At 47.5% G+C, this 16,690-nt stretch carries 11 protein-coding genes and 2 pseudogenes; 11 read left to right on the forward strand and 2 right to left on the reverse strand.

The window, feature by feature from the left end:
* Window positions 1–47: 47 nt before the first annotated feature.
* A complete protein-coding gene (locus tag ABWH99_RS06245) occupies window positions 48–1,298 on the reverse strand; it encodes a DUF349 domain-containing protein (protein WP_375585432.1) in 1,251 nt (416 codons plus the stop codon).
* Between the two features lie 130 nt (window positions 1,299–1,428).
* On the opposite strand from ABWH99_RS06245, the pseudogene ettA reads away from it, so the two are divergent.
* Both ettA and ABWH99_RS06255 read left to right on the forward strand, forming a co-directional pair.
* Window positions 1,429–3,106: pseudogene (gene ettA, locus ABWH99_RS06250) on the forward strand (energy-dependent translational throttle protein EttA).
* A 224-nt stretch (window positions 3,107–3,330) separates the two neighbouring features.
* The gene (locus tag ABWH99_RS06255) at window positions 3,331–4,662 is read left to right on the forward strand and encodes a pyridoxal phosphate-dependent aminotransferase (RefSeq protein WP_375586550.1); all 1,332 of its coding nucleotides are present in this window, start codon (window positions 3,331–3,333) and stop codon (window positions 4,660–4,662) included.
* Here the strand turns inward: ABWH99_RS06255 and ABWH99_RS06260 are convergent.
* Window positions 4,553–5,611: a zinc dependent phospholipase C family protein gene (locus ABWH99_RS06260; protein WP_375585433.1), complete on the reverse strand. Its 1,059-nt coding sequence runs from the start codon at window positions 5,609–5,611 to the stop codon at window positions 4,553–4,555. The two genes, ABWH99_RS06255 and ABWH99_RS06260, sit on opposite strands and share 110 nt — an antisense overlap.
* A 159-nt stretch (window positions 5,612–5,770) precedes the next feature.
* Between ABWH99_RS06260 and rpsT the strand changes: the two genes are divergently transcribed.
* From rpsT to ABWH99_RS06305, 9 genes and pseudogenes are all read left to right on the forward strand, one after another.
* Complete coding sequence (gene rpsT, locus ABWH99_RS06265) at window positions 5,771–6,022, forward strand: 30S ribosomal protein S20 (protein ID WP_092177801.1); 252 nt, start codon at window positions 5,771–5,773, stop codon at window positions 6,020–6,022.
* 161 nt (window positions 6,023–6,183) lie between these two features.
* Window positions 6,184–6,879: a DNA repair protein RadC gene (gene radC, locus ABWH99_RS06270; protein ID WP_375585434.1), complete on the forward strand. Its 696-nt coding sequence runs from the start codon at window positions 6,184–6,186 to the stop codon at window positions 6,877–6,879.
* A gap of 6 nt (window positions 6,880–6,885) precedes the next feature.
* Complete coding sequence (locus ABWH99_RS06275; protein ID WP_375585435.1) at window positions 6,886–7,503, forward strand: DUF1684 domain-containing protein; 618 nt, start codon at window positions 6,886–6,888, stop codon at window positions 7,501–7,503.
* 54 nt (window positions 7,504–7,557) lie between these two features.
* A complete protein-coding gene (gene pheT, locus ABWH99_RS06280) occupies window positions 7,558–9,969 on the forward strand; it encodes a phenylalanine--tRNA ligase subunit beta (RefSeq protein ID WP_375585436.1) in 2,412 nt (803 codons plus the stop codon).
* 1 nt (window position 9,970) lies between these two features.
* Window positions 9,971–10,258, forward strand: a complete 288-nt coding sequence (locus ABWH99_RS06285; protein ID WP_375585437.1) for a hypothetical protein — start codon at window positions 9,971–9,973, stop codon at window positions 10,256–10,258.
* A 1-nt stretch (window position 10,259) separates the two neighbouring features.
* Window positions 10,260–10,544 (forward strand): cell division protein ZapA, encoded by a 285-nt coding sequence (locus ABWH99_RS06290; RefSeq protein WP_375585438.1) that lies wholly within the window; start codon window positions 10,260–10,262, stop codon window positions 10,542–10,544.
* Between the two features lie 71 nt (window positions 10,545–10,615).
* The gene (rny, locus tag ABWH99_RS06295; RefSeq protein WP_375585439.1) at window positions 10,616–12,181 is read left to right on the forward strand and encodes a ribonuclease Y; all 1,566 of its coding nucleotides are present in this window, start codon (window positions 10,616–10,618) and stop codon (window positions 12,179–12,181) included.
* 173 nt (window positions 12,182–12,354) lie between these two features.
* Complete coding sequence (locus ABWH99_RS06300; RefSeq protein WP_375585440.1) at window positions 12,355–13,506, forward strand: hypothetical protein; 1,152 nt, start codon at window positions 12,355–12,357, stop codon at window positions 13,504–13,506.
* A 50-nt stretch (window positions 13,507–13,556) separates the two neighbouring features.
* Window positions 13,557–16,687: pseudogene (locus ABWH99_RS06305) on the forward strand (efflux RND transporter permease subunit).
* Window positions 16,688–16,690: the final 3 nt, after the last annotated feature.

Genomic DNA, 16,690 nt, shown 5'->3' on the forward strand with positions numbered 1-16,690 from the left:
CGGGGTGCAAAAATAGAAATTCTTTTTAAAACACAAACAATTACGAATCAATTGTTTGTGAGTTCTTTTAAAATGTGGTTTTTGACATCCACTTTTCGTTTGTAGGCAGCAATTTTTCGACGCATCATGTGATCAAAATCGCCTTCCTGAGTGCGAAAGTTGTCCGTATTTTCTTTCACCGTTTGTAATTCCCTTTGATCCCTTGCGATCAAATCTTTTAATAATCCGGACTTGATCGCTACCTGCTCTTGTGCGTCTTTTTCATCAAAATCGGGATACTTGGAATGACACAGTTTATCCAAAAAGGATTTCTCGAAAACGATTTCTGAAAAGAATACGAAAGAGCCAATGCTTTGTTGTGCGTTTCTTGGTTTTTTTGGTGGAAGTTTTTTCCACTCTGCCTGCAGGCGTTTTGCCTCCGCCAATTTGCTATTGTCTACCGGTCCTCTGGAAAGAACCTTCATTTCTTCGGCCAGCTTTTCGATTTTTTTGATCATCAATCCCGGGCTGATTCGGGGAGCATTTTGACTCATTCGCCGGTACCGACTGAATATACGGTTGTTTAACTTGCTGAACTCATCCCATATTGGCTGTCTTTTGGCCGCAGGAACCCTGCCGGAAGCCTTCCATTGTTTTTGGATTTTCTTGCTGATTTCAAAGGCAGTCTTTGCATCGGGAAGGTCGTGGGCTTCCCGGGCCTGTTCCAGCAAACTTTCGTACACCTTGATATTCTGTTCGGCCTGAAGTGCCAACCCGTCAAAATAATTTTTACGGTTGCTGTAAAAGACGTCAAGAATAGCCTGAAATTGCCCTTCGATATCATCCTGTATGTGCTTGTCCACGGGGCCGGTTTTCAGCCATTTTAACTTCAATTCTTTGAACGCTTCAGAGGCCTCTTTCCAATCCGTGCTATTTTTGATCGCGTCTGCTTCTTCGATCAGGGCTTTCTTTATCTCCAGGTTTTTTTCCCGATTGGCCTGGATGATTTCTTCCAGATAGGCCTCTTGTGCTTCGAGCTCCCGGATCAAAGCAGGGAAGTCGCCCAGACCATCAAAGTGCATCAAGGCATTTTTCAGGTGGATCAATTTCATCAGAAAGGAGCCCTTGTTTTGATTTTGCTGAATGTCCTCTTTTAATTTTTCCACCTTGGCTTTTACGGTATCAAACCGGTCTTCGAAATAGCGGATGGAGGAAGCTTCGTCTTCCTTTACCTCACCAATAACCCGGTCCTCCTGGCCCAAAAAACCTTTCAAGTAAATTTTTTCGTCTTTTATGTATCCATAGGGATGATCCGTCATGATAAGCAGGGTTGGTTGTGATTTAGGAGTGGTTTTTCCAATTTCTGCAAATTAATTAATAATGCTTCATTTATCCTAAGAAAGCGGATTTTTTACCATCTTTGTTGCTTGAATTAAACGCAAAAGAACCATGAGCAACGAAAAAATAATTTTTTCTATGGCTGGAGTGTCAAAAATCTATCCTCCACAGAAGAAAGTGCTAAAAGATATTTATCTGTCGTTTTTCTATGGGGCCAAAATAGGGGTCTTGGGTCTGAATGGCTCCGGCAAAAGCTCACTGCTTCGAATCATTGCAGGAACAGATACCGAATTTCAAGGAGAAGTGGTTTGGTCTCCCGGATTTTCCGTCGGGATGCTGGAACAGGAACCCGAACTGGATCCTGGCAAAACCGTGAAGGAAGTTGTGGAAGAGGCCGTGGCGGATACGATAGGATGGTTGAAGGAGTTTGAAGCAATCAATGAGAAATTCATGGACCCTGCGGTAATGGAGGATCCCGATGCCATGGACAAGCTCATTCATCAACAAGGCGAAGTCCAGGAAAAACTAGATGCCGCCAATGCCTGGGAGCTTGAAACCATGTTGGAAAAAGCGATGGATGCGCTCCGATTGCCTCCGGCTGATGCGCTGGTGGAAAACCTATCGGGGAGAAAAGCGGCGTGTCGCACTCTGCCGTCTGCTGCTGCAGGAGCCCGACGTATTGCTTTTGGATGAACCCACCAATCACCTGGATGCGGAGTCCGTTTTGTGGCTGGAGCAGCACCTGAAACAGTACAAAGGGACCGTGATTGCCGTGACTCATGACCGGTATTTTCTAGACAACGTGGCCGGTTGGATACTGGAGTTGGACAGGGGTGAGGGGATTCCCTGGAAAGGAAATTATTCGAGTTGGCTGGAGCAGAAGCAGGAGCGGCTTAAAAAGGAAGAAAAAACAGCGTCCAAACGGCAAAAAACCCTGGAGCGGGAACTTGAATGGATCCGGATGACACCCAAGGCACGGCAATCCAAAGGGAAAGCCCGTTTGAGTGCCTACGAAAAATTGGTCGGTGAAGAGGGAAGAGAAAAAGAATCCAAATTGGAATTGTATATCCCACCGGGCCCACGACTGGGAAGCAAAGTGATCGAAGTCAAAGGCGTTTCCAAGGCATTTGGCGATAAGCTTTTGTTTGACGATCTGACTTTTTCGCTGCCTCAAGGTGGTATTGTCGGAGTAATCGGGCCGAATGGCGCCGGTAAATCCACCCTGTTTAACCTGATCACGGGTAAAGAGAAACCTGATTCCGGTCATTTTGAGATTGGTGATACGGTGGAGATCGCCTATGTGGATCAGGAACACGACGATCTGGACCCCAAAAAGTCTGTGTACGAAACCATTACCGATGGGAACGAATTCATACAATTGGGATCAAAAGAAATCAATGGAAGGGCCTACGTCAGTCGCTTTAATTTTGGTGGAGCCGATCAGGAAAAGAAAGTAGGTGTTCTTTCCGGAGGCGAAAGAAACCGGGTACACCTGGCCATGACCCTTAAAAAAGGCGGCAATCTCCTGCTCCTAGATGAACCTACCAATGATCTGGACGTGAACACCCTGCGGGCGCTGGAGGAAGCCCTGGAAAACTTCGGCGGATGCGCGGTGATTATTTCCCACGACCGATGGTTTCTGGACCGAATCTGTACGCATATTCTGGCTTTCGAAGGCGATAGCTCCGTATATTGGTTTGAGGGCAACTTCTCGGATTACGAAGAAAACAAGAAGAAGCGATTGGGAGACACCATGCCCAAACGTATCAAATACAAAAAGTTAAAATAAGCAGCAATCGTGGCCCGGGAAAAACCCTCCGAAAAATCCGAATCGATTTTGTGAGGGGCCCCGAGTGAACGGGTTGCTTTCAATCTGCCAGGTTTTTCGAAAAGTGCTGGCAAAAAAGCGGCAATGCTCCTTCCGGCATACCGCTTTTTTTTTGGTTTGCCGTACAGGTTGTTTTGCTTTTTTGTTTCTTTGTGTCTGGTTTGTACCTTTTCGGGAAAGTTATGATGAGACAATTGTTATTGCGTCCGGGCGCTGGAGAATTGAATTACGAGATCAGGGGCATTGTAAAAAAAGCCCGGATGATCGAGGAGTTGGGCTACCCCATTACCTGGGAAAACATAGGAGATCCCATACAGAAAAACAATACCATCCCCACGTGGATGAAAGAAATCGTAAGTGGTTTGGTGCAAGCGGATGAAACGTATGGGTATGCCGACAGCAAAGGGATGATGGCTACCCGCAAATTTTTAGCGAATCTTACCAACCAAAAAGGCGGTGTACAAATTGGCCCCGAAGATATTTTGTTTTTCAATGGCCTGGGTGACGGCATTGCCAAACTGTATCAGTTTTTGATTCCCACGGCGCGGATCATTGGTCCCTCTCCTGCGTATTCTACCCATAGCTCTGCGGAAGCAGCTCATGCAAATACCCGACCCCTGACCTACAATCTGGATCCGGATAATAGCTGGTATCCGGATATGGACGATCTGTATAATAAGGTAAAGTACAACGATTCGATTGTAGGTATCCTGATCATCAATCCGGATAATCCCACCGGAATGGTGTATCCGCGGGAAGTATTGGATCGGTTTGTGGAGATTGCCAGGGAATTTAATCTGTTGCTGATCGCCGATGAAATCTACCAAAATATCACCTACAACGGGTACGAAGCTATCAGCCTGGCCGAAATACTGGGAGACGACTTGCCAGGCATTTCGCTCAAAGGAATTTCCAAGGAATTTCCCTGGCCCGGATCCCGATGCGGCTGGATGGAGTTTTACAACCAGCATACCTCGGCGGAATTTACCAAATTGTGTACGACCCTGGAAAACGCAAAAATGATCGAGGTCTGCTCTACCACCCTCCCTCAACTCGCCATTCCGAAGATCATGAGCCACCCGGCCTATCGTGAATACCGGAAGACAGCCAATGAAGCCATCGGTATCCGTAGCCGCATCATGGAAGAGGTGCTTGGTCAGGTACGGGGAATTAAATTCAATAAAACCAAGGGCGCTTTTTACAACACCATCATCTTTGAAGAAGGGGTTTTGGACGAAAATCAATTTTTACCGATTCCGGATGCCCGCGTGCAAAAGCATCTGGACCAATGGCTTCAGGAAAAAGAAATGCCGCACGACAAACGCTTTGTCTATCACCTACTGGCAGCCGAGCGGATCTGTGTGGTGCCCGTCAGTTCCTTTTGTTCAGAACTTCGAGGGTTTCGGGTCACCCTGCTGGAAGAAAACGAGGATGTCTTTCGGAATACCTTCGAGCGGCTATCACGGAGCATACATACCTACCTGAATTCCTCAAAGGACGTATTGGTGGATTCCTGATAAACGTCTCGTGTTCCCGTATTTTTAGGGATGGATCGGCAGGGGCTTCGTTTTCCTCTTCGGTGTCCTGCAGATTGGGTGAATTTCCGTTGAGATCAGGCTGACCGGCCAAAATCCAGGCAGTGTACCAAAAGTCGGCAATCAGTTTGATCGTTTTCCGCATTTGTCGTTCCACCTGTCCCCCCAACATTTGGTGGTAGGCCTGGCTGTAGGCCCGTGAGTACACCCGGGTAGTGATGCCGCCGCGTTCCTCGTAGCTGTACTTTTTATCTTCGGCAAACCGCTTACTCAATACAGCCTCAAACTCCAGAACCGAATCAACGGCAGCGTGTGATTGTCCAACAGCTTTCCAGATAGCTTGCTGCGGATGCTTGATGTACTCGGCTTTTCCGACAAAGAAGTTGTAGGATTCTGCGAAAAGTTCAGGAAGACGGGATTCCCAGAATCCGTGGATCCCGTACTGGCCGGTAAGCTGCCCGTTGTAATTTTTGGTGGTATGCAGGGGAACATGGATGTCTCCCAGGTAATGCCCCAGATCCGCAGCCAGTCGGAGAATGTTTTCGGCTTCTTTTTGTTCGAATGCCCGGACCAGCTGTAAAAACGTGCGGTAGGTACTCCATGGGGCGATACCTGATAGTCTCAGGCTATCCTCCCCGATAAGGGCCACGGCATCCGTCCAGTACCGGGGCAATAGGTACAGCGCGCTGTCGCCGTAGACGTCCAGATCGATAAAGTGCTTCTCGGCCTCGCCCTTTACGGCGTACCTTCGCCGGTCAGGGTTGACGGCCTTTTCCCGGAGAAAGGAGGCCTGGAGCTTAAAAAAAACCAGTAGTTCCGGAGGCAGCGAGAAGATGGCTTGCTGATTGATGAGCTTGTGGGCATAAAAGCCCCATGCCGTAAGCCTGGTGGAAGAGAGTAGCAAAACGATTATCAGAAATACCAGTCGCATGATCGATACAAATACCCACAGCCTAAAGTACTTAAAATCCGGGAAATATGCAGCGGTTCCCCTTCCTATATTCGGTAAAATGTTTTGTAATTATAAATTAAACGGTTAAATTTGCGATCCATAAAGAAACAGGAAACTAGTTAATCGTATAACAAGCATATGGCAAATCACAAATCGGCTTTAAAGAGAATTCGTGCGAATGAAGCCAAAAGATTGAGAAACAGGTATCAGGCCAAAACTACCAGGACCTTCATCAAGAGATTGAGGAATACCGAGGACAAATCCGAGGCGCAGGAATTATTGAAGCAGGTAACATCCATGCTTGATAGACTGGCCAAGAAAAACGTCATTCACAAAAACAATGCCTCGAATAAAAAATCAAAATTGACCAAATTGGTGAATTCGCTCTAAGAGGCAGGTACTTGTACAGATACTAAAAAACCCTCCTGTAAGAACAGTGAAGGGTTTTTTTATGTCAATTATTTTTTTAATTTTATCCGATTGACCGCTGCTTTCTGAAAAGTTGGGTGTAGATGCGAGGGGGATGGCAGTGTCCCATTTATTTCTTTCGCATGGAAAATTACCAGTCGATACGTATTTCCGCACTTGCGGAAGAGGACCGTCCCCGGGAGAAATTGCTTCTGCGCGGAAAGGCCAACCTTTCCGATGCGGAATTAATCGCCATTTTAATTGGTTCCGGAACCCAACACCTAAGTGCCGTGGACCTTTCCCGGCACATTCTCAAGAGTGTAGACCATGATCTTGCCCAATTGGCCAAATTGTCCGTCAATGATTTGAAAAAATTCAAGGGAATCGGAGAGGCCAAAGCCATCAGTATCGTCAGTGCCCTTGAGTTGGGGAGGCGCAGAAAAGAGGCAGATCCCCAAAAGAAAGTCAAAATTTCCTCGTCTGCGGATGTTTATCGCCTGATGCGTCAGGAACTGCAAGACGAATCCGTAGAATATTTTTACGTGTTGTTTCTCAATCGCAGCAACCTGGTGATCAAAAAGCAGTTGATCAGTCAGGGGGGGACTTCGGCAACCATTGCCGATCCCAAGTTGATTTTTAAATTTGGGATCGAATCCCTGGCCAATGCACTGATTTTGGTCCACAATCATCCCTCAGGCAACCTCAAGCCGTCCACCGCAGACATTAACCTTACCAAGAAGCTTTGTCTGGTTGGTAAAAATCTGGAGCTTCCGGTATTGGATCATGTTATTTTCACGGATGTTGGCTATTTTAGCTTCGCAGATGAAGGCATGATATAAACCGGTATGAATACAAAAAATCTATTTTGGGCATTTGTGGCCCTCGTAATCGCTGCATCTCTGTTGTATACCTTTACGGGTACCGAGGACCCGGAGTACTACCGAAGTACCATAGAGGCGGAACGGGAGCGGCAATGGAAATTTCTTAAATACAACATTGATTCCCCGTTAAAGGAGGAGCAAAAAGAAGACTTAGACTCCCTGGATTTTTACCCCATTGATCCGGACTATAAGATTCGGGCAAGGTTGGAACCGGTCGCAGACCGGAGGATATTGGAGATACCCATGACTGACGGAAGCGTGGAGCGGTACATTCGGCATTCCTTTGCCAATTTTGAGCTACAGGGACAGCAAGTAAAATTACTTTTGTTGCAAGCGGAAGACGAGACGGATCTCAGAAATTTTTTTCTGGCTTTTGCCGATAAAACCTCGGGAGAAGAAACCTACGGTGGCGGGCGTTACATCAATGTCCGGCAAGATGGGCAATCTTCCCTCACCATCGACTTTAACCTGGCTTACAACCCCTATTGCGCCTATAATCCCGATTACGCCTGTCCCATTCCCCCGCGGGAGAATATCCTGGAAATCCCGATCCGGGCAGGGGAGAAAAATTACGATAAATAACCTTTCAGTAGAGGCCATTTATCGTAAATTTGTACCTTAGTCAAAACTGGAACAATGAAAATTTCGATCAATAGACTCAAAGATTACCTCCCTTTTGACCAAAGTCCTGAGGAGATTGCCGATTTGCTCACAGCCTCCGGGCTGGAGGTGGAGGGGATATCCACCTATGAGTCCATAAAAGGAGGACTGAAAGGGGTAGTTATCGGGGAAGTGATCCATTGCGAGCCGCATCCAAATGCGGATAAGCTAAGCCTTACCCGCGTTGATATTGGAGAACGGGTTTTGCCTATCGTTTGCGGGGCACCCAATGTGTCCAAAGGGCAGAAGGTTCCCGTGGCTACCGTGGGTACGACCTTGTATCCGTCTGAGGGGGAACCTTTTGCAATTAAAAAAGCAAAAATTCGAGGAGAAGTGTCGGAGGGGATGATTTGTGCCGAGGACGAATTGGGGCTGGGCAGCAGCCACGATGGTATCCTGGTTTTGGACACAGAACTGCCAAACGGAAGTCCACTGGGTTCGCTTATCGAAAACAGCCAAACGGCAGTGCTCGAAATCGGTCTGACACCCAATCGAGCGGATGCAGCCTCTCATTTGGGTGTCGCCCGTGATCTGAAAGCCCTGCTGCGGAAGGAGCTCAGCTTGCCCGATGTTTCCAACTTCACAGTGGACAGGGAAGGCCCTGCCTACACCCTTTCCGTAGCTGACGCCGCGGACTGTCCCCGGTATGCGGGACTGACCATTAGCGGGGTGAAGGTAGCACCCTCTCCCCAGTGGCTTCAAAATTACCTGAAAGCGCTAGATCTGGATCCAATCAACGTGATCGTAGATATTACCAATTTCATCCTGCATGACTTGGGTCAACCCCTGCACGCCTTCGATGCAGATAAAATCACGGGTGAGGAAATACAGGTCAAACGGCTACCGAAAGGTACGAAATTCACGACGCTGGAAGGAAAGGAACGGATCCTGACAGGAGAGGAGCTGATGATCTGTGACAACAAGGGTGGGCTTTGCATGGCAGGCATTCTCGGGGGACAGAACTCGGGGGTTACAGAGGGCACGCAGACGATTTTTTTGGAAAGTGCCTGCTTTGGAGCGGACGTGATTCGAAAGGGGGCGCAACACCATGGAATCAAAACCGATGCTTCCTTCCGGTTTGAGCGGGGAACCGACCCCAATATGCCGGTATTTGCATTGAAACGCGCAGCAATGCTGATCCGCGAACTCGCGGGTGGTGAAATCAGTTCGGAGATAATCGATCACTATCCGGTACCCATGGATTACTGGCAGGTGCCAGTATCTTACCGGCATGTAGATCGGCTGATTGGCGAGGTGATTGATCGTAAAGAAATAAAAACCATTTTGGAATTCCTTGATATCCGGGTGGAGGAAGAAACAAGCGAGGGCTTTTTGGCCTTTGTCCCTCCCTATCGGGTAGACGTCACCAGAGAAGCGGATGTGATCGAAGAGATTTTACGGATACATGGATTCGATGCGATTCCTCTGAAGGACAATTACCAGTCGGAATACCTGGCAGAGCATCCGGAAAAGGATGGAAACAAGCTTCAATACCGGATTTCCGAGACCCTAGCAGGTATGGGATACAGTGAAATCATCACCAATTCCCTCAGCAGTGCCGAGTATTCCTCGGGAGCAGACTTCCTGGATGCGGAAAAGGATGTGGTAATTTTGAACAAATTGAGTGAGGAACTGGGCGTTCTTCGGCAGACCCTGCTGTATACGGGGCTGGAAGTTTTGGCGCACAATATTAACCGGCGTCAAAAAGACTTGAAGGTATTTGAGTTTGGATCCGTTTATTCCAAAACCGAAACGGGTTACGCAGAAGGGAAACGCCTTTCGTTGTTTCTGACAGGGAATTCCAGCCGGGAAAACTGGATCCATGCATCGGAGCCCGTCGGCTTTCCCGAGTTATATGCCGTCGTGGAGGCTCTGCTGGCCAAATTAAATGTACCGCTTCCCGACGTACAGATGATGGAGCCTGCGCCGTTCACCTACGGACTCAGGTTAGAGGTAAACCAGCAGGAGATCGGACAAATTGGCTTGTTGGAGACGCGCGTGACCCGACGTGCAGGGGTGAAGCAGGAAGTGTTTTTTGCGGAACTGGATTGGGACCGCTTGGTGAAATTGGCTAGAAAGCAGGAAAAATACCGGGAGATTTCCAAATTTCCTGAGGTACGCCGGGATCTCTCGTTGGTGATCGACCAGCAGGTAAGTTTCGAAGAATTACGTCAATTGGCGATCAAAGCCGGGGGAAAGCTGCTCAAACGAATCAACGTTTTCGACGTGTATACGGGCGATAAGGTAGGGGCCAACCAAAAAGCCTATGCCTTGAGTTTCTACCTTCAGGATGACCAACAAACCCTGACGGATAAATTGATTGACAAGACCATGAACAAATTAATGACGGCATTTGAAAAAAATGTGGGTGCATTGATCAGAAAATAACATGAAGGATTACGGGGCGCTTCAAAAGTTGGAAAGGCTTGCAGAACGGGTCGAAGAGAAGGTCAGGCTGCTTGAAGAGGAAAATACTGCCCTCAAAAACCAACTTTTAGTTTATCAAAAGCAACTTTCGGATCAAGGAGCGGCACTGGAAGATTTTAAAAATCAAATTAAAATTAGTAAAATTGTAAGAAACATACCGGTAGAAAATAAAGCGTCTGCTGAATTGAAGGGGAGAATTGATGACTATATAAAGGAAATCGACAAGATTATCACGTACCTGTCTGATTAATATGGATACACTTTCGATCAGAATAAAAATTGGAGACCGAGAATATCCGATGAAAGTTAAGGCCGAGGAAGAGGCCAGAATCAGACGGGTGGGGAAATTGATCAACGATAAAATAAAAAAGTACAGGGAGGAGTTTGGACTAGAAGACCGACAAGACCTGCTAGCCATGGTGGCGTTTGATTGCATGGTGGAATCCATCGAGCTGAACGAAACACATGGTCAGGAAGAGGAGCAGGTACGAAGTGTGGTCGAACAAGTCAACCAACGCCTGGAGGCTTTGCTTTAATATAGGGTGCATCAAGTCCCGACACAGCAACATTGAATTTTTTTCCGGTAGATATAAACTCAAATACATCTATGGGAATCTCACTATACATCATTTTATCAGGAGCCATCGGCATTCTGTTAGGGGCCTTGCTAGCCGGGTTTTTTATTAAGAACAACAGTAAAAAACTTGAAGCCGAAGCCAGGGAAAAAGCCAAAAGTATCATCCGCGAGGCTGAAATCAATGCTGAGGGATTGAAAAAAGACAAGATCCTGGAAGCAAAGGAGAAGTACCTTCGCCTGAAATCTGATTTTGAAGACGAGGTAGGCAAAAAGAAAAACATTCTCATTACCAATGAAAACAAACTCAAGCAACGGGAGCAAATTCTTTCCAAGGAAATGGAACAGCTCAAGCGTAAAGAGGCCGAGCTGGACAGCAGGAAGGAAAATCTGAATGCGCAATTGCATGCAGTACAAGTAAGAAAAGACGAGTTGGACAAGGTGACCCAGCAGCGGATCACCGATCTCGAAAAAGTAGCCCTTCTTACCCGTGAAGAAGCCCGCGAGCAACTGATCGAAATGCTCAAAGACGAGGCGGCGACCAAAGCTTCCTCTCATATTAAGGATATTTTGGATCAGGCCAAGCTCAGTGCCACCAAGCAAGCTAAAAAGATCGTGTTGGATACCATACAGCGCACGGCTACGGAACATGCGATCGAAAACTGTGTCTCTGTGTTCAATATAGAGAGCGACGACGTGAAGGGTAAAATCATCGGTAGAGAAGGTAGGAATATCCGCGCCCTCGAGGCGGCCACCGGAGTGGAAATCGTCGTAGACGATACCCCGGAAGCAATCATCATCTCCGGTTTTGACCCGGTAAGAAGGGAGGTAGCCCGCTTGTCCCTTCACCGTTTGGTGCAGGACGGCAGGATACACCCGGCCCGGATTGAGGAAGTGGTGGCCAAAACCGAGAAAAATATTGACGAAGAAATCATCGAAATCGGAGAACGAACCTGTATCGATTTGGGCATTCATGGACTGCATCCGGAATTGATCAAAATGGTGGGCCGGATGCGTTTTCGGTCTTCCTACGGACAAAACCTGCTGCAGCATTCGCGAGAGGTGGCCAAATTGTGTGCAACCATGGCCGCGGAAATGGGATTCAATGCCAAGCTTGCCAAACGAGCAGGATTGCTCCACGATATCGGAAAAGTGTATCCCGAAGAGGCGGAACTCCCACACGCCATTTTGGGTATGGAACTCGCCAAAAAGCACAAAGAACACCCGGAAGTGGTCAATGCAATAGGAGCGCACCACGACGAAATAGAAATGACCTCCATGCTTTCTCCCATTGTCCAGGCCTGCGACGCCATATCTGGCTCCAGACCGGGTGCGAGAAGAGAAATCATGGACAGTTATATCAAACGCCTCAAAGATTTGGAAGATTTGGCCCTCAGCTTTGATGGAGTCAACAAGTGCTTTGCCATGCAGGCGGGTAGGGAATTGCGCGTGCTGGTAGATGCAGACAATGTAGACGATACCACGGCAGGTCAATTGTCCTTCGAAATTTCCCAGAAAATCGAAAAGGAAATGCAATATCCCGGACAGATAAAAATTACCGTCATCCGGGAAATGCGATCGGTAAACTATGCAAAATAAGGGGTAGTAACTACCCGATACCTACAACGATGAAGGGTGGCGTTCCGGAAGGAATGGCCGCCCTTTTTTTATTTCCATGGAAAAAAGAGGAGAATAATTTTTATTTAAAAATTATTTATTTAGTTTTAAGTGGGTCTGTAGTACGTTACCCCACCAATCGTTAATTCTTGTGTATGCTTTTCAAAAACCTTTGCCACCTGCTCCCGATAGGGTTGATAACCGCCTTGCAGCTGTCCTGTTCCGAGAGCAGTCAGGAAAACAGGTCAAAGCATGATTTTGAACCACGGTTTGTGATCACAGACAGCTTGGTGATTGATTACCTCGGTAGGCTCAGTATCCTGGATAGTCGATCGGACCGGTCCGAATATTTGATGTTTGATTTTCAACGGAAGGAAATGGTCCGGGTGGATCGGACCGGACAAATTTTGCTCGCAAAGGACCTTACCGGAGATACCCGGGATGGCTATGGCTCGTATTTTATTTCTGCGCATTACCATGAACCAGGGGAAGTGCTCATCCTGACAAATAATGAATTATTCAGGTACGATTTGAACCTGCAATTGATTCAATCCCGGGAACTTCCATTTACTTTTTTTACCAATAAAGTATACGGAGGCCATGTGAATGATCTTTCCGAGGGCATCCTTTTTACCAATAGTTTTCCAGAACACCCTTCCGGGGAGATGTTGGACCGAGAGGATTTTCTTACTCAGTTTCCTTTCCTGACCGTTTACGACCTGGGGCAGGATACGACCCTTTCCCGTCAATACATTCCCGCTTCCTCACAGATGCTGAAAAATCCTGGCCAATACCGGGAGGTTGCGCCTTATTCCATCAGAAACGACAGGACCCTGTACCTGTTGTTTTCGTATTCGCCTGAAATTTACCAGTACTCCTTTCCCGAATTGGAATTGCAAGACACGATACCCTTACACCCAGGAGACGCCTACGTGCAGATTGATCCTGCTTCTCCCAAAGCCGAACCTTTTGACCGGTTTTTCAAGGAACTTGCGGCGTCTAATTTCGTAAACCTGTATCAATCCAACGGATACCTGATGACCGCCTACCAGGGAGCAGCGCCCCAGGAAAAGGTGGATGCATTGCCCAGGAATGTTGTGGGAGGAGAGGCATTTTCTGCTCTCCAGAAGGAATACAAAATCCCCTACTACCAACTCATCAAGGAAGGGCGGAAGGTGTGGGAGGCGCCTCTGGATATCGATTTCCGCTACAAGGGAGGGAGGTTGTTTGCAAATCGAAACCTGCACCTGCCGCGGGTGGAAACGGAATCGGACCAGGTGGTTTTTTATTTTTATGAGATCCAATGAAAATATCCAACCATGAACAAGGGCATCTTTACCAACTTAAATCATAACCCATGACTCCTTTTCGACTGGTTATCGTTTTTTTTGTGCTGGCGATCATTGGGTTTTCTCTGGTCTCGGAATTATCCGTGGATCTCAATCCCAGAGAGAAGGAGCCGGTACTGAATATTAGCTTCTCTGTACGGAATGCCTCTCCGGAGCTGGTCGAAAAACTGGCAACTTCACCACTGGAAGGTGTGCTCTCTCAGTTGTCTGAATTGAAAAAAACGACCTCTGTATCCAACTACAACCAGGGGTCCATTCAGTTGCGTTTTGATAAACGCACCGATATGGAATACAAAAAGTTTGAGGTGTCGGCTTTGATACGCCAGGTGTTTCCTTCCCTGGATAGCAAGGTAAGCTATCCCACGATCACCCAGTCATCGCAGCGGGATATTCGGGAAAAGCGACCCATCCTGACCTACAGCATCAATGGCCCTTTCGCCTCTTTCGAGATCAAGAAGATAACCGAGGATATCCTGGTGTCGTCTCTGAATCAAATTGAAGAAATAGAGGAGATGGAAGTGCGTGGTGCCAACGATCTGTATTTGTACATCACCTACGATATTCAGAAGCTTCAGAGTCTGAAACTTTCCAGAACCGCATTGGAGAGTAAACTACGCAGTTCCTTCGGTAGAAATTATCCCGGGCTGGCCATGAATGCATCCGGAGAATCCTTGTTTTTACAGGTAGACCGCTCCTTGAAATCCCTGTCTGCCCTGGAGAACCTGCTAATTGGCAGGCTGGAGGGAAAGGAGCTGTATTTAAAAGACCTTGCTAGCCTGACGCTGGAGGAAGCGGCTCCGCAACGTTTTTACCGCATCAATGGAAACAATTCAGTAAGCCTGACCATTAACAGCCGGGACGGTGTAAACAAGGTATTGCTGGCAGAAGAAATCAAGCAAACCATGGCCCGCTCCCAGAGGCAATTGCCCGAAGGCTTTGACGTTCGGCTGGAGTTTGACGATACTTCCTACCTGGAGAAGGAACTCCAGAAAATCTACAAGCGCTCGGGCTTGTCCATTCTGATCCTGATTCTATTTATATTCTTTATCAATCGCAACCTCAAGTACCTGATTACGCTGTTCTTGGGCCTACTGGTCAACGTTAGCCTTACGGTGATCATTCTATACCTGCTGAAGGTAGATATCCACCTGTACTCCCTTGCCGGATTGACCATTTCTTTTGGATTGATCGTGGATAACGCCATCATCATGATCGACCATTTACATAAGCACAAAAACCGAAAGGTATTCCTGGCTTTGCTGGCGGCCTCCCTGACCACCATTGCAGCTTTACTGATGGTCTTTTTGCTTCCGGAGGAGGATCGTAAGAATCTGGCTGATTTTTCTACGGTGGTATCGGTCATGTTGGGCGTTTCCCTGCTGATCGCCCTGCTGTTTACCCCGGCGGTGTATGCACTTCTGTTTGGCAACGAGGGCAGGTCCGGTCGCGTTATGAGCTATCGACAATTGCGAAGAAGAGCCAGAGCGATGAAGGTTTATGAAAGAACGGTTGTATATTTTGCCGGGTACCGAAAAGCCTTTGTCTGGGGATTGGTCCTGTTGTTTGGCTTACCGGTCTTCTACCTTCCGGCGAAATGGGAGGGTCAGGAATGGTACAACAGCACCGTAGGCAGCACCTACTATCAGGAAACCATCCGACCCTATGTAGACAAGGCACTGGGGGATCCATGCGGATGTTTGTGCGAGGAGTATTCGAAAAGTCTTCGTATCGGGAAGCCGAACGTACCCGCCTTATCGTGAATGCCACGCTACCCTTCGGGAATACCCTGGAGCAAATGGACTTTATCATTCGGGAATTTGAGGCCTACCTAAAAGGCGTGGAAGGCATTGATAAATTCGTGACCACCGTCAATTCGGGACAAAATGCACGGATCGAAATTACGTTTAAAGAGGTCTACGAAACATCAGCTCTGCCTTACCAACTCAAAGGGAAACTCGCGATGAAATCTACGGACTGGAGTGGGGTGCGATGGAATATTTACGGGGTAGGTCAGGGATTTTATACCGGGCCGGGAGGCGAAGGCATTCCCTCTTTCCGTGCCGAACTGAGAGGCTATAACTATAGCGAACTGGAAAAACAGGCAGAAATTTTGGCCGAAAAGCTTCTGTCGCACCGCCGGATACAGGAAGTGAATACAAACGAACGGCTCACTTGGGGAGAGCAGAAAACCGAAGAGTACGTACTTGAATTTGATCAGCAACGGCTGGCACTGACCGGTACCAATCAATACGAAGTGGTAAATGCCCTCCAAAATAGGTCGCTGCACGAGCAGCCTTCGCTGTTTCTGGAAGTAGCAAATGACCAATACGGAGTGGTGGTACGAGAGAAAGCTTCCGCAGGGTTTTCGCGTTTTGATCTGGAAAATAGCAGCCTTATTTCCTCCGAAAACCGTATTGTAAAAGTGGGAGGGGTTGGTTCCCTGCGAAAAGAATTTACCACCAATGCCTTACACAAGGAAGACCGGCAATACATACGGTTGGTGTCCTTCGAATACATGGGCTCGGCCAAATTTGGTGGGGAATTTCTTGACGAAGTCCTGGAAGAAATGAAAGCCAATATGCCGATCGGGTATTCTGCCAGCCGACAGACCTACTCCTGGAACTACGATCAGGCGAAGCGACAGTACGGCCTGTTGTTGGTATTGGTCGTTGGTATCTTCTTTATTTGCTCCATCTTGTTTGAAAACTTCAAACAGCCCCTTTTTATTATATTCATCATCCCCATTTCCTTCATAGGCTTGTTCCTGATTTTTTCAGTTTTTGATTTCTACTTTGATCAGGGAGGCTACGCAGCTTTTGTGATGTTGGGGGGATTGGCGGTCAATGCAGCTATTTTTATTGTCAATGATTTGAATAACAGGACGGCGGGAAGCTATAACAAAAACGTTTTAAAGGCGGTAGCCGGGAAAGCAACCCCTATTTTATTGACCGTATTGTCTACTTGTTTTGGCTTGATCCCTTTTGTTATGGAGGGGCAAAATGAAATTTTTTGGTTTTCTTTGGCCATAGGGACCATTGGAGGCCTGCTTTTTAGCATGGTAGGTGTTTTCCTCGCTTTACCTGTTTTCTTGTGGAAAAAGCAGCCCGGCAAAAATATACCACAACTAACGAATACCTGATTT

This window comes from Cyclobacterium xiamenense, from assembly GCF_042140265.1.
Classification (GTDB): Bacteria; Bacteroidota; Bacteroidia; order Cytophagales; family Cyclobacteriaceae; genus Cyclobacterium; species Cyclobacterium xiamenense_A.